24 protein-coding genes are annotated in these 24,060 nt (G+C 64.3%); 17 read left to right on the top strand and 7 right to left on the bottom strand.

The features are described 5' to 3' along the window. From ACZ1JW_RS09380 to ACZ1JW_RS09360, 5 genes are all read left to right on the top strand, one after another. Positions 1–510, top strand: a complete 510-nt coding sequence (locus tag ACZ1JW_RS09380) for an aromatic-ring-hydroxylating dioxygenase subunit beta (RefSeq protein WP_465140364.1) — start codon at positions 1–3, stop codon at positions 508–510. 14 nt (positions 511–524) lie between these two features. Then, a complete protein-coding gene (locus tag ACZ1JW_RS09375; protein ID WP_465140363.1) occupies positions 525–1,454 on the top strand; it encodes a VOC family protein in 930 nt (309 codons plus the stop codon). Further along, entirely contained in the window at positions 1,447–2,208 is a 762-nt protein-coding gene (locus ACZ1JW_RS09370) for an SDR family NAD(P)-dependent oxidoreductase (protein WP_465140362.1), read from the top strand. The genes ACZ1JW_RS09375 and ACZ1JW_RS09370 overlap by 8 nt, the downstream gene beginning before the upstream one ends. A 43-nt stretch (positions 2,209–2,251) precedes the next feature. After that, positions 2,252–3,079: an alpha/beta fold hydrolase gene (locus tag ACZ1JW_RS09365; RefSeq protein WP_465140361.1), complete on the top strand. Its 828-nt coding sequence runs from the start codon at positions 2,252–2,254 to the stop codon at positions 3,077–3,079. Between the two features lie 150 nt (positions 3,080–3,229). Next, complete coding sequence (locus ACZ1JW_RS09360; protein ID WP_465126408.1) at positions 3,230–3,898, top strand: TetR/AcrR family transcriptional regulator; 669 nt, start codon at positions 3,230–3,232, stop codon at positions 3,896–3,898. On the opposite strand, the gene ACZ1JW_RS09355 is transcribed toward ACZ1JW_RS09360, so the two are convergent. After that, the gene (locus ACZ1JW_RS09355) at positions 3,895–4,635 is read right to left on the bottom strand and encodes a MerR family transcriptional regulator (protein ID WP_465123820.1); all 741 of its coding nucleotides are present in this window, start codon (positions 4,633–4,635) and stop codon (positions 3,895–3,897) included. The two genes, ACZ1JW_RS09360 and ACZ1JW_RS09355, sit on opposite strands and share 4 nt — an antisense overlap. A gap of 145 nt (positions 4,636–4,780) precedes the next feature. On the opposite strand from ACZ1JW_RS09355, the gene ACZ1JW_RS09350 reads away from it, so the two are divergent. After that, positions 4,781–5,896, top strand: coding sequence for an alkane 1-monooxygenase (locus ACZ1JW_RS09350; protein ID WP_465140360.1), 1,116 nt, complete (start codon positions 4,781–4,783; stop codon positions 5,894–5,896). An 88-nt stretch (positions 5,897–5,984) separates the two neighbouring features. On the opposite strand, the gene ACZ1JW_RS09345 is transcribed toward ACZ1JW_RS09350, so the two are convergent. Continuing rightward, positions 5,985–7,424, bottom strand: a complete 1,440-nt coding sequence (locus ACZ1JW_RS09345) for an aldehyde dehydrogenase (RefSeq protein WP_465140359.1) — start codon at positions 7,422–7,424, stop codon at positions 5,985–5,987. A gap of 31 nt (positions 7,425–7,455) precedes the next feature. Further along, the gene (locus tag ACZ1JW_RS09340; protein WP_465140358.1) at positions 7,456–8,496 is read right to left on the bottom strand and encodes a 2Fe-2S iron-sulfur cluster-binding protein; all 1,041 of its coding nucleotides are present in this window, start codon (positions 8,494–8,496) and stop codon (positions 7,456–7,458) included. 189 nt (positions 8,497–8,685) lie between these two features. On the opposite strand from ACZ1JW_RS09340, the gene ACZ1JW_RS09335 reads away from it, so the two are divergent. The 11 genes from ACZ1JW_RS09335 to ACZ1JW_RS09285 all read left to right on the top strand — a co-directional run bounded on the left by ACZ1JW_RS09335 (position 8,686) and on the right by ACZ1JW_RS09285 (position 20,133). Further along, on the top strand, positions 8,686–11,301 hold the full coding sequence (locus ACZ1JW_RS09335; protein WP_465140357.1) for a TonB-dependent receptor: 2,616 nt from the start codon (positions 8,686–8,688) through the stop codon (positions 11,299–11,301). A 64-nt stretch (positions 11,302–11,365) separates the two neighbouring features. Then, entirely contained in the window at positions 11,366–12,085 is a 720-nt protein-coding gene (locus ACZ1JW_RS09330; protein WP_465123826.1) for a hypothetical protein, read from the top strand. Positions 12,086–12,091: 6 nt separating this feature from the next. Further along, positions 12,092–12,694 carry a cytochrome c oxidase subunit 3 gene (locus ACZ1JW_RS09325; protein WP_465140356.1) on the top strand — a complete coding sequence of 201 codons (603 nt, stop codon included), beginning with the start codon at positions 12,092–12,094 and terminating at the stop codon, positions 12,692–12,694. Next, entirely contained in the window at positions 12,691–12,960 is a 270-nt protein-coding gene (locus ACZ1JW_RS09320) for a cytochrome C oxidase subunit IV family protein (RefSeq protein WP_465123828.1), read from the top strand. Before ACZ1JW_RS09325 ends, ACZ1JW_RS09320 begins: the two co-directional genes overlap by 4 nt. Before the next feature lie 21 nt (positions 12,961–12,981). After that, on the top strand, positions 12,982–13,926 hold the full coding sequence (locus tag ACZ1JW_RS09315; RefSeq protein ID WP_465123829.1) for a DUF7064 domain-containing protein: 945 nt from the start codon (positions 12,982–12,984) through the stop codon (positions 13,924–13,926). 15 nt (positions 13,927–13,941) lie between these two features. Beyond that, on the top strand, positions 13,942–15,075 hold the full coding sequence (locus ACZ1JW_RS09310; RefSeq protein ID WP_465140355.1) for a phosphotransferase family protein: 1,134 nt from the start codon (positions 13,942–13,944) through the stop codon (positions 15,073–15,075). Continuing rightward, positions 15,072–15,557, top strand: a complete 486-nt coding sequence (locus ACZ1JW_RS09305) for a hypothetical protein (RefSeq protein ID WP_465140354.1) — start codon at positions 15,072–15,074, stop codon at positions 15,555–15,557. Before ACZ1JW_RS09310 ends, ACZ1JW_RS09305 begins: the two co-directional genes overlap by 4 nt. Next, on the top strand, positions 15,554–16,534 hold the full coding sequence (locus ACZ1JW_RS09300) for a DUF7064 domain-containing protein (protein WP_465140353.1): 981 nt from the start codon (positions 15,554–15,556) through the stop codon (positions 16,532–16,534). Before ACZ1JW_RS09305 ends, ACZ1JW_RS09300 begins: the two co-directional genes overlap by 4 nt. 14 nt (positions 16,535–16,548) lie before the next feature. Beyond that, entirely contained in the window at positions 16,549–17,649 is a 1,101-nt protein-coding gene (locus tag ACZ1JW_RS09295) for an NAD(P)-dependent alcohol dehydrogenase (protein ID WP_465140352.1), read from the top strand. A 29-nt stretch (positions 17,650–17,678) separates the two neighbouring features. Then, positions 17,679–18,467, top strand: a complete 789-nt coding sequence (locus ACZ1JW_RS09290; protein ID WP_465140351.1) for an enoyl-CoA hydratase/isomerase family protein — start codon at positions 17,679–17,681, stop codon at positions 18,465–18,467. Positions 18,468–18,561: 94 nt separating this feature from the next. Continuing rightward, the gene (locus tag ACZ1JW_RS09285; protein WP_465140350.1) at positions 18,562–20,133 is read left to right on the top strand and encodes a long-chain-fatty-acid--CoA ligase; all 1,572 of its coding nucleotides are present in this window, start codon (positions 18,562–18,564) and stop codon (positions 20,131–20,133) included. Between the two features lie 87 nt (positions 20,134–20,220). Here ACZ1JW_RS09285 and ACZ1JW_RS09280 read toward each other — a convergent pair whose 3' ends face one another. The 4 genes from ACZ1JW_RS09280 to ACZ1JW_RS09265 are packed head-to-tail and all read right to left on the bottom strand — an operon-like array spanning position 20,221 to position 24,055. Next, the gene (locus tag ACZ1JW_RS09280) at positions 20,221–21,333 is read right to left on the bottom strand and encodes an alkene reductase (RefSeq protein WP_465140349.1); all 1,113 of its coding nucleotides are present in this window, start codon (positions 21,331–21,333) and stop codon (positions 20,221–20,223) included. A gap of 13 nt (positions 21,334–21,346) precedes the next feature. Next, positions 21,347–22,291 (bottom strand): NAD(P)H-dependent flavin oxidoreductase, encoded by a 945-nt coding sequence (locus tag ACZ1JW_RS09275; protein ID WP_465140348.1) that lies wholly within the window; start codon positions 22,289–22,291, stop codon positions 21,347–21,349. Then, positions 22,288–23,139, bottom strand: coding sequence for a MaoC/PaaZ C-terminal domain-containing protein (locus ACZ1JW_RS09270; protein ID WP_465140347.1), 852 nt, complete (start codon positions 23,137–23,139; stop codon positions 22,288–22,290). The genes ACZ1JW_RS09275 and ACZ1JW_RS09270 overlap by 4 nt, the downstream gene beginning before the upstream one ends. A 1-nt stretch (position 23,140) precedes the next feature. Continuing rightward, on the bottom strand, positions 23,141–24,055 hold the full coding sequence (locus ACZ1JW_RS09265) for an SDR family NAD(P)-dependent oxidoreductase (protein WP_465140346.1): 915 nt from the start codon (positions 24,053–24,055) through the stop codon (positions 23,141–23,143). Positions 24,056–24,060: the final 5 nt, after the last annotated feature.

Genomic DNA, 24,060 nt, shown 5'->3' with positions numbered 1-24,060 from the left:
ATGCACGACATCCGGACACTGGACGATGCCCTACTGCTGCGGCTTCGCGTGGAAGACCTGCTCTATCTCGAAGCGGACCTGCTGGATCGCTGGAAGCTGGACGAATGGCTGGCGCTCTACACACCTGACGCGTGCTACTTCGTTCCGCCAAGCGACGTTGATGGCGACACCGCCGATCCCGAACAGTCGCTGTTCTATATCAACGACGACAGCGTGCGCATGCGCGAGCGGGTCATCCGGCTCGGCAAGGTCGGCGCCCACAGCGAGCATCCGCGTTCGAAGGTGCGGCACCTGGTCTCGAACGTCCGCTCGTGGCGCGACGGAGATCTTATCCGCGCGCGCTCCTCGTTCGTTGTCTGGCGCAGCAAGGACATCACCAGCGACGCATTCGTCGGCCACTATCTCCATGACATCGTCGAGATCGAGGGAGCTTTGCGCATCCGTCGCAAGACCTGCGTACTCGATATGGAAGCACTGCGCCCCCACGCGCGGATCAGCATCATCCTGTGAAGGACCACTCGGGCATGGAACATCCTGATCACCCGCCGATCCGCTTTGCGCGCCTGGGCTATTGCCGCCTGCAATGCTCCGACCTTGCGGCGACGACCCGGTTCTACCGCGACGTGATGGGGCTGGGCGTCAGCCGCGACACGGGCGGCGAGGTCTGGCTGCGCTGCAGCGACAAGCCCTATGACATCATGCTGAAGCAGGGCGAGCCGGGCCTTGTCGGGGCCGGCTTCGAGATGGAAAGCGCAAGCGACCTCGATCGCGCCTTCGCGCGGCTTGAGCACCTTGTAGGCGATGCACGCTGGCTTTCCCCGGACGAATGCCTGACGCTCCAGGTTGAACGCGGCCTTGCCTTCACCGACCCGGTCGGCGGGCTGTGCTGCACGCTCTACGTCGGGCAGGCTTGCGCACCCTCACCGTACGTCCCGCAAGGGGTCAAGATCGCCCGGTTGGGCCACCTCGTCCTGAATGTCCCCGACCTCGAGGCCGCGCACGAATTCTGGTGCGATGCGCTGGGCTTTGCCGTTTCCGACCGCGTCGAAGGCGTGGCGGAGTGGCTGCGCTGCTGGCCCAATCCGCTGCATCACAGCCTCGCCTTGCTGCAGCATACGGCCAGCACGTTGCACCATATCAACTTCATGGTCAGCGATATCGACGACATCGGCGTGGCGATGAACCGCATCAAGGCGGCCGATATCCCGATCGTGTTCGGGCCGGGTCGGCACCTGCCCTCGACCAGCATATTCCTCTATTTCCTCGATCCTGACGGCAACACCAACGAGTTCAGCTTCGGCATGGAGCTGTTCGAGGAACACGACGCCCGCCTCCCGCGCGCGCTGGAGCACAAGGCTGAAGTCATGGACATCTGGGGCAGCCGGCCCGATCCACGCTTTGGCAAAGGGCAGCCGGTTCTCCCCATTCGCGCGACGGAGGCAGCGCATGGTTGATCGACCGCCGCCGCTGGACGGACAGGTGGCCATCGTCACCGGAGCAGGTCGCGGGATCGGCCTTGCCATAGCCCGCAGGCTGATCCGCGACGGGGCCGGCGTGGTCGTCGCCGATCTTTCCGCCGAGGCTGCGGCGCAAGCCTGCGAAGCGCTGGGCAAGGAGCGGACCCTTCCGTTCTCTGGCGACCTCTCAGAGGAAGCAACCGCGCGCAAGCTGGTCGATGCGGCAATGGCTTGGCGCGGCAAGATCGACGTCCTGGTGAACAATGCAGGCGGCGGGGTGCTGCGCCCGTTCCTCGACCACACGCCCGAGACGCTGCGCGCCACCATCGACCGCAACCTGTGGACCGCGATCTGGTGTTCATGGCTGGTGCTCCCGCACATGAAGGCCGCAGGCTTTGGCCGCATCGTGATGATCGGCGCGGATTCGGTTCGCAACGGCCTGTTCGACCACGCCGCCTACAACGCGGCAAAAGGCGGAATGCACGGCATGACCACGGGCCTTGCCCGCGAGTTCGCGACCTGCGGCATCACGGTGAACACGGTCGCACCCTGCGCCGTGCAGACAAGCCAGCTTGAAGAAGTGCGGGCGACCAATCCCGACCTCGTCGACAAGATCTGCGCCATCATCCCGATGGGGCGTCCGGCCGCAGAGGACGAAGTGGCCTCGATGGTCGCCTATTTCGCCTCACCCGAGGCCGCCTTCGTGACCGGACAAGTGATCAGTGTGAACGGCGGCACGACAATGCTCTGAACCAGCGCAACAGCTGGACAACCGGAATTCTGGGAGAAAAAGAGTGACAGACAATCCCGAGATCGGGCGCAACGTCAGCGTTGCAGGGGTGGCGACGAACTACATCGCCGCAGGGTCCGGCGAACCGCTGATCCTGATCCACGGTTCGGGACCGGGCGTCACCGCCTATGCCAACTGGCGCGGCGTCATTCCCGATCTTGCCAAGGACTTCGCCTGCTTTGCGCCCGATACGCTGGGCTTTGGCTACACCGATTTCCCATCGGACATTCGCGGCTTTTCCATGTCGCGATGGGTGTCGCATCTGGTCGGCTTCATGGATGCGCTGGGCATCGCCAGAGCCCATTTCATCGGCAACTCCTATGGCGGCGCACTGACGCTCGCGCTCGCTGTCAGACACCCCGGGCGCGTCGGGAAGATCGTGCTCATGGGCGCGGCCGGACTGCCGTTCCCGATCACCGAAGGTCTGGAAAAGGTCTGGGGATACCAGCCTTCGCTCGAGGCCATGCGAGACCTCATGACCACGTTTGCGTTCGACCCTTCGCTGGTCAAGGACGAGATCGTCCGTTCGCGCTACGAGGCGAGCATCCGGCCCGGCGCGCAGGAGGCCTTTTCCAGCCTGTTCCCTGCCCCACGCCAGCGCTGGCTGGATGAACTGGCGACCGCCGAAGAGGACCTCAAGGCCCTGCCGCACCCGACCCTGATCGTGCATGGCCGCGAGGATGTCATCGTGCCCGTGGCGCAGTCCGTCCGGTTCAGCGAACTCATTCCCGACAGCGAACTGCACGTCTTCGGCAACTGCGGCCACTGGACCCAGATCGAGAAGCGCGATCGCTTCGTGGGCCTCGTGCGTGCGTTCCTGAAGCAAACCTGACAAGTAGGCGCTGGGTTCAAGGTCGCCTGGTTTGCGACTACGTGTGCGGCCAACCGGGAAACTGCGGCATTCCGGTGCAAGGGCTGGTAGACGAACCATGACTTGGCCATCAATACGTTTTCAGAGCAGGAGGACAGTCGGCGCGTGACAATGCCCGAGCAGCAGGATGACCAGCCCGGCCATCGCCGCGGGCCGGAAGGGTCTTCGGCAGGGTCCGCGAAGGCCCGGAGCCGACGTTCTCAGGCGGAGCGCACGGAAGCCATGCGCGCCCGGTTATCGGTCGAGGCCTACAGAATCGTGGCCGAAAGCGGGGTGCGGGGCCTGACGATCCGCTCGCTTGCTGCCGCTGCCGGAGTTTCGCAGGGCGCGGTCCTGCACCATTTCCCCGACAAGAATTCCATCGTCCTGCTTGCCATCGAGCAGACTCTTACCATGGCGCGCGAGGACAGCCACCGGTGGCTCGAAAGCACCGGCGACGCCGAAGGCGTTTTGCGGGCCATGCTTTCGGAATTCCATGCGTTCTTCTTCAGCGACCGGTTCTGGGTGGCGATGGGGATCACCATCGAGGCATCGAAGGATGCAGACCTCTTCAGGGCGGTGCGCGCCATGGTGGCAAGCCTGCGCCTGCCCGTGTATCAGGCTTGGGAACAGCGGCTCGTGGAACTGGGGTGGGATGCGGCGCGTGCGCAGCGCGATGTCCGGGCCGCGGCAGCGCTGGTCTCGGGCGCTGCTGTCCGACGGTTCTGGGCCGACCCTGACGACGTGTCGCGGGCCATCGAGGACGAATGGATCGCAGCGCAGCTGGCAGACCTGCGTTAGGCCTCGGCCTGCCGTCCCGAGCCGGGGGGAACGATCCTGACCTCGTCGCCGCGTGTGGCCTTGCCGATGTTGCGCAAGAAGGTTTTCAGGCGGATCAGGCCGAAAAATTCGAGCATAGCTGGCAATGCAAACTCGAGCATCGCCGCGGCCTCATCCTCCTCGATCCGTCCTTCGACCTGATCGAGAAAGATGCGCGCTTCCTTGCCCGCCACGTATTCGGCGGCCTCGATGTAATATCCGAGGATCTCGGGCGGAAAGCCGCGGTCCTCATCAAAGCCATGCTGCCGCATGCGCCCCCAGATGTTGACCAGGCCCGCATCGGTGACGCTGAGCGAAGGCCCGCGCGGACCCTTCTCGATCGAGATCACCCCGATCTTGTCGAGCGCGCGCGCATCATCGGCAGCATGCGGGTTCTGCTTCGCCAGCGTGCTGACAGGGACCAGGCTCTGCCGGACGCCTACGCGCGCCGCCAACAGTTCCTCAAGGTGGCCGAACGCCGTTGCGCCCACGGGTCTCGTTGCGACGCCGCCGCTCAGGACATGCTTGATCTGCGGCAGGGTCATCGCTGAATCGCGTTGCAGCTTGCGTACCGCGAGAATGGCCCGAACATGCTCTTCGCCGTAATCCGCGACGTTGCGCGCAGGTCGGCTCGGCTCTGGCACAAGGCCTTCGCGCAGATAGACGCGAATGGTTTCGCGGTTAACCCCGGTTTTGGCTTCTAGCTCCCGCATCTTCATGGCCGAATGCTTAGCGTTTCATTGCGGCGCTGTCTGCCCCCGTCGTTGCGGAAATGGAGAAACAATTTACCTGTTTACGAATCTCTTTTTTTGCGTATTATTAATACGTGAAATTGATCCGCCGGAAAAGGCGGGGGAGAGAAACATGGACTACGCGCGGTATTATCTGGGTGTCGCCCTGCAACTGGCAGTCATCGCCAGCTTTGCGGTCGGCGGCCATTGGGTCTGGCTCGGCATTGCATCGCTGCCTGCCTTCGGGATCATCGACTCTTTGCTGCCAAACGATTTTGCCGTGCGCCGCATTCGTCATCGCGCGCTGGCCGATATCCCGGCGTGGCTGTGCTCGCTGCTTGGCCCGGTGATCTACCTTGCCGCCGCCTACTGGGTAGCCCGCACACCCGAGGCCAGCGGCTGGGACTATGCCGGCGCTATCCTGTCATGCGCCTGGCTGAGCGTGATCCCGCTGGTGCCCGCCACCCATGAGCTTTACCACCAGCGCGGCAAGTGGCGCCGGTTCATCGGGCGCTATGCCCAGATCTGCTACCTCGACAGCACGCGCGAAATCGCCCACGTCGTCGGCCATCACATCCACGTGGCAACGACCAAGGATGGCGACACTGCGCCGCGCGGCGTGCCATTGTACGTTTTCACGCCCAAGGCCGTGGTGCATTCCACGCTTGAGGCCTGGCGCTCGGAAAGCGACAATCTCGAGAGCCTGGGCAAGGGCCGTTGGTCCATCGGGCACCGACTCTACAAGGCAATTCTGGCGCAAGTGCTGTTCCAGACGCTGGTTCATGCCATCGGCGGCTGGACGGCCAATGCGGTGGTTCTTTCCGGCATGGTGGGTGCGCGGTTCTGGGTTGAGAGCTTCAACTACTTCCAGCACTACGGCCTGATCCGCATCGAGGGCACGCCGATCCATCGTCGCCACGTGTGGAACCACTTGAAGCCGCTCTCGCGCATCCTCGGCTTCGAGATCACAAACCACGCCGATCATCACACCAACAGCTATGCGGCCTTCCACGAACTGAAGCCCGATACCCAGTGGATTCCCATGCCATCGGTGTTCGTGTGCTTCTTCTCGGCGCTGATTCCGCCGCTGTGGCACAACCTGGTGATCATGCCCGCGCTCAAGCGCTGGGACAACGAACTGGCGAGCCCCGAAGAACGCCAGCTAGCCCGCGAGCAGAACCGTCGCGCCGGATGGCCCGACTGGTTCGACGAAACCTCGACCACCCCGGATCGCGCAGCAGCCGCCTGACCCTCGCCAGCGCTACACATGAAAGGGCCTGCCAGTAATGGCAGGCCCTTCGTCATTCGACCGGGCGACCAGCGCGGTCGCCCGGACTTCACCCCATCACGTAGATCGACTTGAGCTGTTGGTAGCTGCTCACCGCTTCGGGTCCGAACTCGCGCCCGAGGCCGCTGGCCTTGATGCCGCCGAAGGGGGAGCCGAGCGACGGCATGTAGCCGTTCACGCCGACCGTACCGCTTGCCACCTTGCGCGCCACGTCGAGCGCATGGGCGCTGTCGGACGACCATACCGAGCCGCCGAGGCCGTAGTCACTGTCGTTGGCGATGAGGACGGCCTCGTCCTCGCCATCATAGGGGATGACGGCCAGCACCGGACCGAAGATCTCCTCGCGAGCGATGCGATCGGTGTTGTCGACATCAGCGAAGATCGTCGGCTCGACAAACCAGCCGCGATTGGTGGCCTTCGGGCGTCCGCCGCCTGCCACAAGCCGGGCCTCATCCTTGCCGATGGCGATGTACCCCTCGACCCGGTCACGATGCGCGGCCGAAGCCATCGGGCCGACGTGCGTTTCCGGATCGAGCGCATCGCCGATCGTCAGTGCCGAGGCAAAACCGGCCAGCGCATCGACGACCTCGCCGTAGCGGCTGCGCGGTGCAAGTACGCGGGTCCCGTTGAAGCAGGCCTGCCCGTTGTTGAGCATGCATGCAAACGGCACCCCCTGAAGGAAGCCACCGATGTCGGCATCCTCGAGCAGGATCGCCGCGGACTTGCCGCCAAGTTCGAGCGTGACCGGACGAAGCAGTTCGCCACAGGTGCGCGCAATGGAACGGCCTGCCGGGGTGGAGCCGGTGAACGCCACCTTGTCCACGCCGGGATGCGAGACGAGATAGGCCCCGACCTCGCGGTCTGCCGCCACCCAGTTGAGAACGCCCGCCGGAACGCCGGCTTCGAGCGCGGCTTCTGCGATGATGTAGCTGTCGAGCACGGTGCCGGGTGATGGCTTGATCACCACGGTACAGCCCGCTGCCATGGCTGGCGCAATCTTGTTGAGAGCCAGCGTCACCGGGAAATTCCACGGCACGATTGCCGCCACCACGCCGATCGGCGAGCGTTCCACCAGCGTTTCCTTGCCCATCTGCGAGGCGCGGACGTCGGGTTCGCCCAGTGAACGGGCCAGCGCGGCGTAGTACTGGACAACGCCGATCGCGAACTGCCCTTCGAGTTGGCTGCTCACCGCCAGCGGCATCCCGTTCTGTGCACTGACCGCGCGGGCGATGTCGTCGCTGCGGGCGGCAAGCGCACCCAGGAAGCGATCCATGACATCGGCGCGCTCGGCTGGCGTCGCACGCGCCCAGGGGCCTGCGACCAAGGCCTGGCGCGCGGCGGCAACAGCCGCATCGACATCGGCTTCCACAGCTTCGGGCACCGTGCCGATAACCTCCTCGGTCGATGCATTGACCAGCGTGAACGTGCGGCTGCTCGCGGGTTTGACCCATGCGTTGCCGATGAAGAATGTGTCTCGTGATTGTGTCATGGATCCTCTTCCAATCAGTATTTGCCGGGCATCAGGATTTTCCGGTGCCGGCATCGGTGAACTTGTCGTAGAAAATGGATGTTATGGGGACGCCCGCCGCGACGAGCGCGGCAACGCCCGCGTCGATCATCCCCGGCGGGCCGCAGAGATAGCCTTGCAGGTCTGCACTGCCTCCGAGGTCCATCATGACCGAGGGAATTTCTGCGGTGACCAGACCGTAGCGGCGTCCGGCAACCTGCTCGTCCGACAAGGCGGGACGAAACTCGAACCGGCCGCGCCAGCGCGACGCGATCTGCGCGATTTCATCGATGCAATAGAGGTCGCGCTCGGTCCGACCACCGAACAGCAGGATCGCATCACGCTCGACGCCACGGGCGGCTGCGTCCTCAAGCAGGCTCATCAGCGGCGACAAGCCGCTGCCGCCGCCGACAAGCACGATCGGCCCCTTGCCCTCGCGCAACCAGAACCCGCCGTGCGGTGCCTCGATTTCGAACTCGGCGTCATCGAGCCGGCCTGCAAAGAGCGCCTCAGTGAACGCGCCGCCCGGAACCAGTCGAACGAAGGCGGACAGGCGGGTCTGGCCTCCCGGTTGGGGCGCGGCGCTGAACGAGTAGGATCGCGGGCCCGGCATGCCAGCGCATGTGACGCTCATGTATTGCCCGGCCCGGTACTCGACCGGTGATGCAACCTCCCAGGTCACAGCCCGGATGTCGTGCGTGAGATCGCGTTGTTCGACGATGCGCCCCTTTGTCGCGCGCGGTGCGGGCCCACCCATGGGCACGTCGACGACAAGGTCGCTCTCGGGGACAGCCTGGCAGGCGAGGATGTATCCGGCCTGCAGCTCTTCGCGGCTCAGCGTGTAGCCGAACGGGGTGATGGCATCGACCTTGCCTGCGAGCAGGCGTGTGCGGCACGAGCCGCAAGTGCCGACGGTGCAATCGTGGGGATAGGCGATGCCCGCCTTGAGTGCCGCCTCCAGCACGGTTTCATTGCGTCCGACCTCGTAGCTGAGGCCCGAGTCGGCAATCGAGACCTTGGGCAGGGGTCTCTTTGCAAACCACTTACTGAACATCTCCCATTCCCCTTGAAGCGCTGCCCGATAAGGCAAATTCCCGCCTTGCGCCGCGACCTCTCTAACAATTGCCGGGCCATGTCGTAAAGCAGTTGACATTACCTCCATCTATCCTAAATTACGTAGAGAGGTCACGTAAAAACGACAGCAAGGCCGCGGATCGTGACAAGGGAAGAGAGGGAGGAAGCCATGAAGGCCATTGGGCACGTCAGCCTGTGCGCGATTGCGATTGCCATGACGACACCGGCGCATGCCGCCGATAATTCCAGCGAGACGCCGCAGCAGGCGCAGGCACCTGAAGGTCCGGGCCTTGCCGAAATCGTCGTGACGGCGACGAAGCGGTCCGAGAACTTGCAGAACGTGCCAGTCGCCGTCTCTGCCATTCCGGCCTCGGCACTGCAGGCCAAGGGCGTGTTCGAAACGTCCGACCTCAGCAATTCGATGCCGAACCTGCAGGTCTCCTCGCCTTACGGCCAACAGCAGCCGAACTTCTCGTTGCGCGGCGTTGGCGTGGGAACCGAATTCAATGCGAATGCGGCATCACCCGTCGGCGTCTATGTCGATGAAGTGTATCAGGCGTTCCGCGCGAGCCATGGGCAGCAGCTTTACGATCTCCAGCAGATCGAAGTGGTGCGCGGCCCGCAAGGCACGCTCTACGGCAGAAACACGACCGGTGGCGCGATCAACTTCATCACCAAGGGCCCTTCGCTCTCGGGCACCGAAGGCTATATGACGGCCGGATACGGCAACTACAACCGGATCAATGCCGAGGCGGCGCTGGAATTCACGCCGGTGGAAGACAAGCTCGGCATCCGCATTGCCGGGACTTACGTCAATTCGGACTCCTATGTGCACAACCGGCTGGCAGCTGGCCTGAACACCTCGGCTGCCGGAGGCGCATCGGGCCTCAACCGCAATTCCGGCATCAACCCGGGCGGCGCTGAAACCTATGGTGGCCGCCTGATCATCCGCGCCAGGCCGACAGAAACGATCGACCTCAAGCTCAAGCTCTATGCCGCGCGTTCCGAAGGCGGCACGGAAACCCCGATCCCGACCGGTCAGTCCAAGACCAACGACCTGATCGACTACACCAGTTCGAACTTCCTGCTCGGCGGACTGTTCGGCGCACTCTCGCCTGCGGGACTCGTGCCTTCCAGCTACAGCCAGTCGGGCCGCGGCCTCGGCATCAACGAGATCGAGGCAGACACCGTCGGGATCGCCAAGACCCGCGCCCGGGGAGCCGTGTTCGATGCCCGTTTCGAACTGTCCGACAACCTGAAGCTCGTCTCCATCACCGGCTATGACGACGGCCTCTACCAGCAGACCGCCACCGATTGCGACGCGACGCCGCTGCGTCTGTGCTCGATCGGCTACAAATCGAAGTTCCACGCCTTCAACCAGGACGTGCGCCTCGATTACAATGGCGGTCGCTTCAAGATGATCGTCGGCGCCTATTACGGCAAGGACACGGTGACAGCAGACAACACGCCGGACTTCTTCAACTTCACCAGCGATGTCCGCGCTGCGTTGGGCCTGCCGAACACCTATTTCAACCCCGGCGGCGCTTTCAACGGCACGGCTCTTTCCGCTGGGTCTCTACCCACCGGTATCCGCGCGAACCAGCACTTCAAGCAGATCCGCGACAGCTACGCGATCTATGGCGAAGGCAGCTACGAAGTCACGCCCACGATCAAGTTCACCGCAGGCCTGCGCTACACCTGGGACAAGAACAAGTTCCGCGACGGCGTCACGACCTATTTCGACGACGCCGGCAACGCCCGGCTGATCACGGTTTCGAACTTCCAGCAGGGGGGGGCATTTGCGCCATACTTCCTGCAGGCCGTGCGAAACGAGGCCGGCAACGTGGTGATACCTTCGTTCCAGGACCTGGGCATCCCTGTTCCGGGCGGACTGTCTCGCGACGGCTCATCGGGCAAGTTCTCAGGCCGCGCCATCATCGACTGGAAGCCGACGGACGGCGTAATGGTCTATGCCAGCTACAGCCGTGGCTATCGCGCCGGCACCTTCAACGGCCTTGCCTATGGCAGCGCCAACCAGGTGTACTTCGTGAAGCCCGAGCAGGTGAACGCCTACGAAATCGGCCTGAAGTCGCGCTTCTGGGACAACCGGGCCCAGTTCAACATCTCCGCGTTCATCTATGACTATCAGGGCCAGCAGGGCCAGGTCGTGGACGCCACGGCGACGGCGAACCTGATCTCGCTCGATGGCACGATGAAGGGCATCGAGGCAGAACTCACCGTCAAGCCGATCGAAAGCCTGACGCTGAACGCAAGCTTCGGCCTGCTGGACAGCAAGTACAAGGACGGTGCCTGCCCCGCCAATCCCGCCACGATCCCGAACTTCCCCGCACAGCTCGGAAGCTGCGTGGTTTCCTCGGGCGGGCCGGTCAGCGTCGCGGGTAACCCCTTCCCGTTCGCGGCCAAGTCATCGGCCACCCTTGGGTTCGATTTCAACGCGTTCGACAACGGCACGACCAAGCTGACCTTGCATGGCGATGCCAATTACACCGGCCGCTTCTACTTCGACTCCTTCAAGGACTACAGCCGAGGCCCGCTGCCTGCAGTGGCTTCGGGCAAGTTCGGTCAGGGTGAAGGCGACTACTGGCTGCTCAACGGGCGGATCACCCTGACCCATGCGAACTACTCGCTGGCGGTCTGGGGCAAGAACCTGACGAACAAGACCTACTATCCCTACGGCATCGCCATCGAAAACCTCTTCGGCAACGGCTATCGCGTTCGCGCCCAGCCCCGCACCTTCGGCGTAGAGGCGACGATGCGCTTCTGATTTCTCCACACCTGCCGGGGCGGAAGGCCAACTTCCGCCCCGTTTTTTTCTTCGGAGATCATTGATGTCATTGTCTGACGAAAAGACCGTCGACACACGCTACTGGCGCTTCTGCGCCTGGATGGGGCCGCTGTTCGTGGCGGTATTCTATTATTGCTGGGGCGTTCTGGGCCACAATTTCCCGCCCTTCACGCCCGATACGCCAGCCTCTGAAGTGGCCGGATGGTTCCGGGAAAATGCCAATGGCGCGCGGCTCGGCATGGTCGTGGCAATGACCTTTGCGCCTGCCTATGGCGTCTGGGGCTATTCGCTGGCCAAAGTTCTCGAACAGGTGGACGGCAAGGACACGATCCTTGTCCAGCTCGCTCGTGTGGGCGCTGCCTGGACGACGATCACCGTGCTGATCCCGTCATCGTTCTGGCTGACCGCAGCATTCAGGCCCGAGGCCCTGCCCGACTGGATGATCCAGATGCTCTATGACATGGCATGGCTGCTGATCGACCTTGCCTATGCCGTGACCTCGGTCCAGCTCTTCGCGTTGGGGGTGGGCTTCCTCGGTGACAAGCGCACCAAGCCGCTTATCCCCAAATGGCTGGCCTGGTATGGCATCTGGGTCGGGTTCATGTTCATCATCGAATGCGTGATGCCCTATTTCCGCAACGGTGCTTTCGCACGGTCGGGCATTCTCAACTTCTGGATCGAGTTCCTGATCTGGATGGCCTGGGTGCCTGTCCTTACGGGCTACGTCCTCAAGGCCATCGGCCGGATCGAGCGCGGCGAGTAGGCGCAGATGCAAGGCCGCAGTGTCACCGAGATCGAGGGCCGCCTGCCGGGAGACACGCCGGGAGATTCAGGCGTCTGGTTCTTCATCCTGGCCGACATGTGCGCCTTTGCGGTGTTCTTCCTCGTCTTTATGGCAGGGCGCGCCGCCGCTCCGGAGACCTACGAAGCCTCCCGCACGCACCTCGACCTGCGCTTCGGTCTTGCCAACACGCTGATCTTGCTGACCAGCGGTGCGTTGATGGCCAAGGCGACACGCGAAGCGCAGGCTGGCCGCTGGCGCAAAGTGCAACAGTATCTGATGCTTGCGCTTGTCAGTGGCCTGCCTTTCGGCCTGTCCAAGGCTCTCGAATGGAAGGCCAAGCTGGCGCAAGGGCTGGGGCTGACCAGCAGCGAGTTCTTCACCTACTACTTCGTCTTCACAGGCGTTCACTTCCTGCATTTCGTGATCGGCCTGATCGTGCTCGTCGCGCTGTTCGTGATGGCTGGCAAGGAGGATCTGGCAAGTCCGGATCGTCTGCGCTGGATCGAGGCTGGCGGGGCGTACTGGCACATGGTCGACCTGCTGTGGATCGCTCTCTTCGCCATGCTTTACCTGCTGCGTGCCGCATGACCGAGGGGCAAGGCAGACCGCTTTCCGTTGCAGCGATATGGCTCATGCTGGCTGGCGCAAGCCTTGCCGGGTTTGCCCTTGCCGAAGGCCTTGCACCTGCGCGCATCGCAGCGACGGCCGCCGTGCTGCTGGCGGGGCTCAAGATGCGCCTCGTCGTCGGCCACTACATGGACGTCGGCTGGAACACCCGGTCGCTTCGCCTGCTGCTTGAACTGTGGCTGATCACAGTGATGACAATACTGCTGGCCGGATACTGGCTGGCATGAACACAAGACCGGGAGATTGCGATGTTTGACAATTCCGTGCTGGCCGAACCAGAAATGGCAATCGATCCAGTGCACGACGGGCGTCACGAACTGCCCGATATCCTGCAGGCGCGGGAGTCCATTCCCTACATCGTCGTCCTGCCCGAACATCGCATTGCCTTCTTCACGTATACCTGGGTGAACAGGAACAGCGAGGCAGGCGCGGCGCTTGCCGTGTTCGGCCCCGGCGTCGGCGGGGCGCCCATCCAGCAGCGGCTTGCCGATCGCCCCGTCCCGCGCGACATGGGTTTCGACGATTGGCGCATCGACAGCTTCCGCATGGCGCAGGACCTCAAGTTCGACCGCGCCTCGCTGTTCTGGGAGACGCCGGAGGCGACGGTCGATGTCACTTTCGAGGCCTTCCACCCGCCCTACTCCTATGGCGCAGACCCGCGTGGCTGCCCGAAGTATTGCGCGGTGGACCGCATCGAGCAGGCAGGGCGCGTGCGGGGCACATTGCGGATCGGCGATCGGGTAATCGAGGTCGATGCCACGGGGCACCGCGACCATTCCTGGGGCACACGCGACTGGGTGCCGTTCCAGCAATACGAATGGTTCGTCGGCCAGGTCGGCACGGACGTGTCACTCCACTTCTGGCGCTTCAACGCTCTCGGCAAGGAACACGTCAGGGGTTACGTGTTCAAGGACGGCCTGATGAGCGGCGTCGATACGGTCTGCGTCGATGTCGACTATGACGAACGGTATCTCCAGACTGGGTACCGCGCCAGCATCGTCGACCGCGCGGGCCGGGCAACCTCTGTCGAGGGCAGCGTCTTCGGGACCTACTGCCTTGTCCCCGATCCCTCAATCAGCCTCAACGAAAGCGGTGCACAGGTCCTGATCGATGGCAAGGCGGGCGTTGGCTGGATGGAGTGCGCCTGGCCCACCACCTACCTTGAGCACATCCGCGCCAATGGGCCCTACTGAGAAGGCAGGAACACCATGAACGACATGGAAACCGTCCACCGCCGCATACTGGATCGGCGCGCGGCCAACCGCAGCCTCCCCCCTTATCGCGCGGCCCTGATCCCAGAAGTGACAGCGCTGCTTGAGGGATACTTTGCCACCGTAAAGCCCGGCACAAGCGTTTCGGGAGTCAGGCGCGTAGGTGGCGGCGCTTCGAAGGAGCAGTTCTTCTTCGCCCTCACCGACACCGATGGTTCAGCCGAGCAATACCTGCTGCGGATGGACCCACGCTCGGCCATTACCGAAACCGATCGCGAACGCGAGTTCGTCCTGCTCGAGGCGATGAAGGACTGCGTGCCCGTGCCCGAGGCGGCATGGATCGACGCTGCGGGAAGCCATTTCCCGCAACCTGCCGCGATCATGAAGGTCGTCCGGGGTGTGACCAAGCCGAGCGGCTCGGGCATAAAGGTCTCCGGCCTCGGCACGTGGCTGGGCGATAGCTTGCGCGCGACGCTCAAGGACCAGTTCCTCGATCATCTCGTCTCCATCCATCGCTTTGACTTCCGCGCCAACCCGCTGCCCGGCTTCGACGTTCCCGATCAGGACCCGAAGCAGGCTCCGCGCTGGGGGATGAACTACTGGCGCGAACTCTGGCGGATCGATCAGGGCGAGACGCGCCCTGTCCTTGCGCTGGCGGAGCAATGGCTGCTGGACAACATGCCGGATTGCCCGCCCGAAAACCTCGTGCTCACCCACGGCGATTACCGGACCGGCAATTACCTGTTCGACGAGGACAGTGGCGAAATCACCGCGCTGCTCGACTGGGAGCTGGCACGCATCGGCGATTTCCATGAGGACCTTGGCTGGGTCCTCATGCAGATCTTCGGCACCTGGGAGGACGGCAATTTCCGCGCCAGCGACCTGTTCGGCCGCGAGGAGTTCATCACGGAATATGAACGCCGGTCCGGACGCACGGTCAACCGCCGCACGCTCCACTACTACGACGTCCTGTCGAGCTACAAATGCTACGTGATCTGTGGCGCCAACGGTCCTGCCGCCGCGCGCTCGCAGCACAATCACCAGGATGTCCTCCTGACCTTCCTTGCCTCGGCCACCGCAATGTTCGCCGGTGACCTTGTCCGCCTGCTCCAGCAGGGAGAACCCGCATGAGCCCCGATATCGACGAACGCCTCGCCAGCGTGGTGCGAGCGCTGTCCGAAGTGATCCTGCCCCACCTGCCGCCCGATGCCTCGCTCGCGCAGGAGCAGGTCCACCTCTGCATCGGCCACCTGCAGATACTCCGGGCGCAGATCGACGAGGCCCCGGCCTTCGAGCGCGGCGAACTGGAAGATGCCCTGACCTTGGCAGAGGCCCCGTCGGCAGGCATCTCGGGCGGTGAGCAAACGACGAAGGCTCTTGCCGCACTGGCAGTTGCGAGGACCGAGGCAGCGACGCTGGGCGAAAGCCCCTCGGCCGTCAGGGTCGGTCGCCAGAACGTCCTTCAGGCAATCGACGCGCTCGTCAAGGCTGCGGCCTGCGATGCCGATGCGCAATCGCGGGCATTCCTTTCGGCAGAGATCCTGCGCCACGAGAGCGAGCGCTCGCTGAAGGACCGCCAGTGGTTCGCCCCCTTTGGCTTTGACACGCTGTGATCCGCCCGGAAGATTTCGACTTCCATTTCGGCGAGGACAGCACCTGGCAATGGGCTGAAACGCTTGCGCTGCCCTTCTGCGTTCCCGAAGCGAACATCAACGCGATCGTCTATCTCGTCATGCGGCCAAAGCTCGGGGTGGCCATGTGCGATATCACGATGATCGACCGCATCGCCCCGCTCTGGGAGGAGCAGCTTTACGTCGACAACATGCAGCACCTGCCGTGCCCCGAAACGCTGCTGCGGTTCTCCCTGCCAAACGGCCTGTCCTTCGAAGTGATCGAGCCGCTCAAGCTCTACCGGCTGCGCTACGAGGGCTTCGACGAAACCGGCTTCGACCTTGAATATCGCGCTCTGCACGAACCCTACGACATCAACGATCCAGCGATGGACCCTACTGCCGCTGCCCGCACCGGGCCAGCCTGGGACGCAAGCTGGTCGGGACATTATGAACAGACGTACCATATAACAGGAACGCTGATCGTGCGGGGGCGCGAACTGCGCGTGGACTGCGTAGAGACTGGAGATCGCAGCTGGGGGCCAAGGCCCGAGCGCAACAACGGTTCCGTGATCTGGTGGCATGCGAGCTTCGGAGAGAGCTTGACTGTTCACCTGTTTACTGGTCACGATATAGCAACCCGCACGACTCTTGGCCCGCACGTTTCGGGCTACGTCCTCGAAGGTGGGGAAGTGTACGGCCTCGTATCGAGCGAAGGCGAGCAGGACTACATGGGTGCCATGGCAATGGGAGGGAGGCTTTCGGTGACCGACGTTCGCGGCAAGCGCTTCGACATTACCTATTCCACGGTGAACGGCTGCTACTGGGCGCCCTGTCCCTCCAACACCTACCTGCAAAGCTCGCTGCGCGTCTCATGCCAGGCGCCCGATGGGCTGCACCACGGCCATGGCGTGCAGCAGATCGGCCTGAGCCGCGGATACCTCACGCGCAACCGCGATGCGATCCGCACCCGCTATTGAAGGAACAGAACCACATGCAAGCAACAGCCGCCGTATTGAACCAGCCCAACGGCCCGTTTGCGGTCGAAACCGTAGACGTCGCCGCGCCGCAGGCGGGCGAAGTGCGCGTGGCGATCAAGGCCGTGGGCATCTGCCATACCGATCTGGTCATTGCCTCTGGCGCGATGGGCCTGCAGTTCCCTGCAGTGCTGGGTCACGAAGGCGCAGGTATCGTGGAGTCCGTCGGCGAAGGCGTCACCAGCGTGAAGCCGGGCGACAAGGTGCTCCTGACGTTCAATTCCTGCGGCGGCTGCAAGCCCTGCGCACACCACGAACCGGCCTACTGCAACAGTTTCGTGCCTCTGAACATGGTGGCCGCCCGCGCCGACGGATCGACCCGCATCACACGTGACGGGCAGCCGGTTGCCGACAACTTCTTTGGGCAATCGTCGTTCTCGTCGCTGGCTGTCGCCAACGAGCGCAATGTGCTGAAAGTCGATGACGATGCCGATCTTGCGGCCCTCGCCCCGCTCGGCTGCGGCATCCAGACCGGCGCTGGCGGCGTGCTGCGCTCGCTTGGCGCGCGCACGGGAGAGACGCTGGTGGTCCTGGGCGCGGGTGCAGTTGGCCTTTCAGCCCTGCTCGGCGGACGCATCGCCGGATGTGCGACGATCATCGTCGTCGAACCACAGGAAGCCCGGCGCGCCATGGCGCTGGAACTGGGCGCGACCCACGTTCTCGACGGACAGGGCGACGTGGCTGCCGCAGTGCGCGCCATCGTTCCCGAAGGCGCGGACATGGTGCTCGATACCAGCGGCTTCATGCCGGTGGTGCAGCAGGCGGTAAACATGCTTGCCAATCGCGGCAGGCTTGGCCTGCTGGGCGTTCCCGGATCGCTTGACGCTGCGCTGTCGGTGCCGATGCTGCAACTCCTGACCCAGGGCGGGACCGTGCGCGGCATCGTCGAGGGGGATTCCGATCCGCAGGTCTTCCTTCCCGAACTGCTTGCACACCACAAGGCCGGGCGGCTGCCGATCGAGAAGTTCTCGCGGACCTATGCCCTGTCCGAGATCAATCAGGCCATCGATGATGCACACCATGGCAAGGCCATCAAGGCCATCCTGCTGATCGACTGACATCGCGTGCTTTCAGGAGCGAATTCCAGATGACCTACAGCGCCATGCGTCTCGAGCGCGAGGACGGCCTCGTCCGCCTCACCTTCTGCCAGCCGGTTCGCGGAAATCCGATCGACGGCACGTTCTGCGCCGAGTTCTGCGACGTCGCCAACGAGCTGGCGTCGGACCCGACCGTGCGCGCTATTCTCGTCACGGCCGAAGGGCTCAATTTCAGCTTCGGAGGGGACATCGCGATGTTCCTGCAGAACCTCGATGCCCTGCCGATGCAGATCCGCAAGTGGACGGCCGACCTGCACATGGGCATCGCCCGGATGCAGCGCCTCGATGCCCCCATCGTTTCGGCCGTTCAGGGCATTTGCGCAGGCGGCATGGCAGGCATGATCGCGGGGGCCGACATCATCGTGGCCGAATCCTCGACCCGGTTCGTGGCCGCCTATGCCGGGATCGGCTATTGCTGCGATGCCGGAAGTTCGATCATGCTCAGCCGTCGCATGGGGCTGGCGCGTGCGCGCAAGTACCTTCTGCTCAACGAGACGCTCGATGCCCAGACCGCACTGGCCGCAGGGCTGTGCGACGAAGTGGTCGAAAGCGAGGCGGTTCTGGCACGGGCCGAGGCGATAGCCCGCCAGCTCGCATCGGGGCCGACCGCGGCCTATGGCGAGATCCGGCGCCTACTCGTCTCCGCCGCGAGCGAGCCCATGGACGCGCAGCTCGAGCGCGAAGCGCAAGGGCTTGCCCGTATCGCCGGGACCGCCGACGCCCGCGAAGGGCTCACCGCCTTTGGCGAGAAGCGCAAGGCTCGGTTCACCGGGCGCTGAGAACAGATCTGGCAACATTCTATAATTTGCAAGCGCGCGCAGGATGGTTTAGGCCTCACTTAGTAAACTGGTTTCCTTTGGAGAGGATTCGGAGATGTGGGTCTATCCCGAAGTGCGCACGCTTGGGGAATTCATCGAATACCATGCGCGCCACACCCCTGACCGGCGCGCACTGGTAAGCGGCGCAAGGACGATCGGTTTCGGCGCCTACGATGCGATCGCCAACCGCATCGCCAACGGCCTGCTGGCGCGCGGCATCGGCGGGCAGGACTGCGCAGGCGACCGTGTCGGCTTCCTCGGCCTGAACAGCCCGGACTTCTACTTCGCGCTCATCGCCTCCGCCAAGACAAGAGCCGCCTTCATCCCGTTCAACTGGCGGCTCTCTGCGCCGGAACTGGCGCAACTCCTGCGCGACAGCGCGGCGCGGCTGGTCTTCGTCGAGCGCGGACTGACAGACCTGTGGCACGCCGCCGCCGACCTTGCGGACGTGCCGGTCGAGGTCGTGTGGTTCGATGGCGAGGACACGCTCGAAGCGCAGTTTGCCGCGCAGCCTGCCAGCCGTCCCGCCTTGCACATCAGCGAGGAGGACACCGCGATTCAGCTCTACACATCGGGCACGACCGGCGTCCCCAAGGGCGTGATGCTCAGCCACGGCGGGTTCAACCGCATGCGTCTGTGCGAGCATCTCGAACCTGCCTATGACTGGCACGACGGCGACATCTTCATCAATCCGCTGCCGAACTTCCACCTCCTGTCCATCGGCATCGCCTTCCAGTGCCTCTACAATGGCGTAGCCATCTCGATCGTGCGCCAGTTCGATCCTGCGGTCATCTGCGAGACGATCCAACAGGACCGTCCGACGCTGCTGACGCTGACCCCGACGATGATCCAGATGCTGCTCGATCACCCCCGGGCCGAGACGACCGATTTTTCTTCGATCCGCCTCACCCTCTATGCGGGATCGGCCATCTCGCTCGGCCTGATCAAGCGCGCCATCGTGCGGATGCCGGGCAAGTTCATGCAGTTCTATGGCGCAACCGAGGCAGGCGGGGCGTTCTCGATCCTGCGGCCCGAAGAGCATGACCTCGAGAACGAAGCCAGGCTCCAATCGTGCGGGCGCCCGCTGCCGCTGATCGAATTCCGCATCGTCGATGCCGACGGCAACGACGTACCCGAGGGCGAACCGGGCGAGCTGGTCGCCCGCTCCCCCGCCATCACCACCGGTTACTGGAACCAGCCCGAAGCGACGGCCAAAGTACTGGAGAACGGCTGGTATCGCACCGGCGACGTCGCGCGGCGCGATGCCGAGGGCCTGTACTACATCGTCGACCGGGTTAAGGACATGATCGTCTCGGGCGGCGAGAACATCTACTCCGCCGAAGTCGAGAACGCACTTTCGACGCATCCCGAAGTGGCGCAAGTGGCGGTGATCGGCGTGCCTGACGACCGCTGGGGTGAGGCGGTGATGGCCTGCGTCATCCGGCGCGAGGGCAGCACGCTCGATGGTCCGGCGCTGATTGCCCATGCCCGCACGATCCTTGCAGCCTACAAGGTGCCCAAGCGTGTCGAGTTCATGGACAGCTTCCCGCTGGTTCCGAGTGGCAAGGTCTCCAAGAAAGACCTGCGCGCGCCCTATTGGGCCGAAGCCGGGCGCAATGTCGCCTGAACCAGTCGGGACCTGAAGAGGTCGGGCGAGGCAAGCCTGTCAAAAGCCCCGGCCTCGCCCTCCCCCGCTTCCGCTTGCCCCGGAGCTTCAGCTCACGTGGGCAGGCGGATAATCGGTATAGCCTTTCTCTTCGCCGACATAGGCGTAGTCGAAGTTGGGCTGTGCCAGCGGCAAGCCGTTGCGCATGCGCGTGACCAGATCGGGATTGGCGATATAGGGCCTGCCGAACGACACGGCGTCGGCCTTGCCCGCCGCGATGCAGGCATTGGCTGCCTGACCGTCGAAGCTGCCGTTCTGCACCAGCACGCCGCCGAACAGGGCGCGGACGCGGTCGATTACCGGGTTCACCGGCTTTTCCATGAAGCCCGAAGCAATCGGTTCGATCAGGTGGAGATAGGCGATGCCGAAGTCCTGTGCGATCTGCGCGACCGCTTCGGCCAGCGCACCCGGATTCTCGTCGCCCATGCCCTTGCGGTCGCTCGTCGGGCTGATGCGGATGCCAACGCGGCTGGGGGGGGCCGAGCGCATCACCGCCTCGAGCACTTCGCGCAAGAAGCGTGTGCGATTGGCGAGGCTGCCGCCGTAGGCGTCGGTCCGATGGTTGGAATTCGACTGGAGGAACTGGTCGATGATGTAGCCATTGGCGGCATGGATCTCGACTCCGTCGAACCCTGCGCGCAGGGCATTCACCGCGCCCCTGCCATAAGCCTCGATCACCCGGGCGATGTCTTCCGCCGTCATTTCACGCGGGACGACATAGGATTTCATCGGCAGGAAGCCGCCGGCATAGTCGGGCGGTGGCGGGGCCATGGTCTCGCCCACGCCGGCAATGGCCGACGGCCCGATCGGCTGCGCGCCGCCGATATAGTCCGGCAGGACGAGCCGCCCCATGTGCCAAAGCTGCGCGAATATCCGCCCACCGGCGTCGTGGACAGCCGTGGTCACGCCTTGCCAGCCCCGGACCTGATCGTCATTCCAGATCCCCGGCACGCGGTACCAGCCCATACCGAACGGATCGACCGCCGTTGCTTCCGACACGATCAGTCCGCAATCCGCGCGCTGCGCATAGTACTGTCCCATCAGCGCACAAGGAACGTTGTCGACACTGGCGCGGGCTCGGGTGAGCGGCGCCATGATTACGCGGTTTGGCAGCGTCAGGCTGCCAAGGTCCAGCGGGCTGAACAGGGAATCGAGGCTCATCTCTTGCATTCCTTCAGGCCGCGAGGCCCATGGCGGCGCGTGCGGCAGCGTAGTCGCCGGCCAGCCAGTCGATCCATGCGCCCGCAGGCTCTGCGCGCTTGACCGCTCCGATGCCTTGCCCGGCGCTCCAGATTTCCTTCCACGCCTTGGCATTGTCGCCACCGCCATCGATGTTGATCCCGCCGCCGCTGCGCTTCTGCAGGTTGTCCGGGTCAAGGCCGTGCTCGATCAGCGAGGGACGCAGGAAATTGGCATTGACCCCGGTGAAGCAGTTGGTGGTGACGATGTCCTTCGAGGCACCGTCCACGATCATCTGCTTGAAGTGGTCCTGCGTATTGGCCTCCTCCGATGCGAGGAAGGCCGAGCCGACATAGGCAAGGTCTGCCCCCAGCACTTCGGCGGCGAGCACCGAACGGCCATTGGCGATGCAGCCCGAGAGGATCAGCAGTCCGTCCCACCATTCGCGGATTTCCTGCATCAGCGCGAAAGGCGAGGTATCGCCGGTGTGCCCCCCTGCCCCTGCGCCCACTGCGATGATCCCGTCGACGCCCATTTCGGCGCACTTGCGGGCATGGCGGTCCTTGACCACGTCCTGGAACACCAGACTGCCATTGGCCTGGAGCTGGCGCACCAGATCGGGATTGGCCGCCAGCGCCAGCACCACGATCGGCACCTTGTGGCGCAGCACCACTTCGAGATCGGCCTCAAGCCGCGAGTTGCTCTTGTGGGCGACGAGATTGATCGCATAGGGCATGTCGCCCGCGCTCGCCCTGATGCGGGCAATGTCTGCGTCGAGGTCAGCGGTGGTCCGCGGATTGAGCGCGGGCATCGCACCGATGATGCCGGCCTTGCACTGCGCAATCACCAGATCGGCAGTCGAGGCGATGAACATCGGCCCCGCCATGACCGGCAACCGCAGCCGTGACTTGAGCGATCGGGCGAGTTCGCGTCCGTTCATTGATCTCTCCATGCAATCTCGCCACCGTCGAGCACCTTGCGCTCGCCGACATGGGCGGTGAAACGGGCACCAGCGTCACCATTGCGCCAGATGCTGAATGTGATGGCGTCTCCGGGCAGGACCACGCCGGAAAAGCGGCAGGCGAGCATGGCCTGCGACGCAGGGTCACGACCGAGCGCACGGGAAACCGCAACGCCGGTAGTCCCGTAGCTGGCAAGGCCATGCAGGATCGGGCGCGAAAAGCCCGCACGCGAGGCAATGTCAGGGTCGAGATGCAGCGGGTTCCAGTCGCCCGAAAGACGATAGATCAGCGCCGCGCGCGGGGAGACCGCGAAAGTTGTGCGCGCATCGGGTTCGTCCGGCAGCGGCACGGCCTGCTCGCGCGGGGCGGGAGGTCCGCCAAAGCCGCCATCGCCGCGCAGCAGCAGCGTCTGGTGCAGACGGCAATAGACGGCCCCGCTATCGGCATCCGCAATCGTCCGCTCCAGCACCAGCACCGCGCCCTTGCCCTCGCCCCGGTCGGTCAGCGAGACCACCCGGGCCGATCCGCGCACGCGGGCCGAAGGCGGCAGCGGGGCAGGAAACTCCGCCCACTGTGCCGAATGGACCAGCATGCCGAAATCGACCCCGAGCGCGGGATCGCGTATCCACATTCCCGGCGTGCAACGGGTGACCGCAAACGTGGGCAGAACCGCCAGCGCCCGCTCGTCGAGAAAGCGCAGATCACCCGCATCCAGCGGATCTGAGCCCAGACCCAGGCCCAGCGCATAGAGGATCGCATCGCGCGGGGCGTAGCTCTCCTCCGGCTTGCCGAAGTCGTAGGCGAGAATGGCGGCAGGATCGATCACGTCAAACCGGGTCCCAGGTGAACCAGTCGCCCGAGCGGTGCAGCGGATAGAAGTCATTGGCGAACTGCGGGAACACGCGCTCGGCAATGGTCTCCGGCGTCCAGCCCTCGGCGGTGTGCGCGGTGCGCACCGGGCGCGGTTGCGAGAACAGGTAGATCTCGTTGTTGCGCACGCCAAAGATCTGCCCGGTGACCTTGGCCGCAGCATCGCTGCACAGCGCCACGCAGAACGGACCGATCTTGTTGGCATCGAGCTTCTTGAGCCCTTCGACCCGCGCCTGCTGCTCGGGCGTGTCGGTCGGGATGGAGTCGATCATGCGCGTCCAGGCCCAGGGCGCGACCGCGTTCGACCGCACGCCGAAGCGCTGCATGTCGAGCGCGATGGACTTCGACAGGCCGACGATGCCCAGCTTTGCCGCCGCATAGTTCGCTTGCCCCATGTTGCCGACAAGGCCCGTCGATGACGTCATGTGCACATAGGCACCGCTGCCCTGCTCCTTGAAGAACGGCGCGGCGGCGCGGCTGGTGTTGAAGCTGCCCATCAGATGGACTTCGATCACCGCACGGAAATCGTCGGGGCTCATCTTGTGGAAGAACACATCACGCAAGTTGCCCGCGTTGTTCACCACGCCATCGATCCGGCCAAAGTTGTCGACCGCGTCCTTGACCATCCGGCCCGCGCCGATCCAGTCGGACACGCTGTCGTGATTGGCCACGGCGCGGCCGCCCATGGCACGGATTTCCTCAACGACCAGTTCGGCCGGAGAGGCACCTTCCTGCCCTTCCCCGGTCAGCGACACGCCAAGGTCGTTGACCACGACGGCTGCGCCCGCCTTCGCCATCGCCAGCGCAATGCCGCGCCCCACGCCGCGGCCCGCGCCCGTCACCAGCACGGCCTTGCCTTCCATCAGACCCATGTCGA

Source organism: Novosphingobium sp. BL-A-28-Hi1-0D (assembly GCF_055521755.1).
The sequence above is the reverse complement of the archived record's forward strand: the minus strand, read 5'-3'. Positions and strand labels throughout refer to the sequence as shown.

What these genes read in the sequence shown, in the direction of transcription:
- ACZ1JW_RS09380 (WP_465140364.1), top strand. Translation starts at nt 1, where the DNA reads ATGCACGACATCCGGACACTGGACGATGCCCTACTGCTGCGGCTTCGC.
- ACZ1JW_RS09375 (WP_465140363.1), top strand. Translation starts at nt 525, where the DNA reads ATGGAACATCCTGATCACCCGCCGATCCGCTTTGCGCGCCTGGGCTAT.
- ACZ1JW_RS09370 (WP_465140362.1), top strand. Translation starts at nt 1,447, where the DNA reads ATGGTTGATCGACCGCCGCCGCTGGACGGACAGGTGGCCATCGTCACC.
- ACZ1JW_RS09360 (WP_465126408.1), top strand. Translation starts at nt 3,230, where the DNA reads ATGCCCGAGCAGCAGGATGACCAGCCCGGCCATCGCCGCGGGCCGGAA.
- ACZ1JW_RS09355 (WP_465123820.1), bottom strand. Translation starts at nt 4,635, where the DNA reads ATGAAGATGCGGGAGCTAGAAGCCAAAACCGGGGTTAACCGCGAAACC.
- ACZ1JW_RS09350 (WP_465140360.1), top strand. Translation starts at nt 4,781, where the DNA reads ATGGACTACGCGCGGTATTATCTGGGTGTCGCCCTGCAACTGGCAGTC.
- ACZ1JW_RS09345 (WP_465140359.1), bottom strand. Translation starts at nt 7,424, where the DNA reads ATGACACAATCACGAGACACATTCTTCATCGGCAACGCATGGGTCAAA.
- ACZ1JW_RS09340 (WP_465140358.1), bottom strand. Translation starts at nt 8,496, where the DNA reads ATGTTCAGTAAGTGGTTTGCAAAGAGACCCCTGCCCAAGGTCTCGATT.
- ACZ1JW_RS09335 (WP_465140357.1), top strand. Translation starts at nt 8,686, where the DNA reads ATGAAGGCCATTGGGCACGTCAGCCTGTGCGCGATTGCGATTGCCATG.
- ACZ1JW_RS09330 (WP_465123826.1), top strand. Translation starts at nt 11,366, where the DNA reads ATGTCATTGTCTGACGAAAAGACCGTCGACACACGCTACTGGCGCTTC.
- ACZ1JW_RS09325 (WP_465140356.1), top strand. Translation starts at nt 12,092, where the DNA reads ATGCAAGGCCGCAGTGTCACCGAGATCGAGGGCCGCCTGCCGGGAGAC.
- ACZ1JW_RS09320 (WP_465123828.1), top strand. Translation starts at nt 12,691, where the DNA reads ATGACCGAGGGGCAAGGCAGACCGCTTTCCGTTGCAGCGATATGGCTC.
- ACZ1JW_RS09315 (WP_465123829.1), top strand. Translation starts at nt 12,982, where the DNA reads ATGTTTGACAATTCCGTGCTGGCCGAACCAGAAATGGCAATCGATCCA.
- ACZ1JW_RS09310 (WP_465140355.1), top strand. Translation starts at nt 13,942, where the DNA reads ATGAACGACATGGAAACCGTCCACCGCCGCATACTGGATCGGCGCGCG.
- ACZ1JW_RS09305 (WP_465140354.1), top strand. Translation starts at nt 15,072, where the DNA reads ATGAGCCCCGATATCGACGAACGCCTCGCCAGCGTGGTGCGAGCGCTG.
- ACZ1JW_RS09295 (WP_465140352.1), top strand. Translation starts at nt 16,549, where the DNA reads ATGCAAGCAACAGCCGCCGTATTGAACCAGCCCAACGGCCCGTTTGCG.
- ACZ1JW_RS09290 (WP_465140351.1), top strand. Translation starts at nt 17,679, where the DNA reads ATGACCTACAGCGCCATGCGTCTCGAGCGCGAGGACGGCCTCGTCCGC.
- ACZ1JW_RS09285 (WP_465140350.1), top strand. Translation starts at nt 18,562, where the DNA reads ATGTGGGTCTATCCCGAAGTGCGCACGCTTGGGGAATTCATCGAATAC.
- ACZ1JW_RS09280 (WP_465140349.1), bottom strand. Translation starts at nt 21,333, where the DNA reads ATGAGCCTCGATTCCCTGTTCAGCCCGCTGGACCTTGGCAGCCTGACG.
- ACZ1JW_RS09275 (WP_465140348.1), bottom strand. Translation starts at nt 22,291, where the DNA reads ATGAACGGACGCGAACTCGCCCGATCGCTCAAGTCACGGCTGCGGTTG.
- ACZ1JW_RS09265 (WP_465140346.1), bottom strand. Translation starts at nt 24,055, where the DNA reads ATGGGTCTGATGGAAGGCAAGGCCGTGCTGGTGACGGGCGCGGGCCGC.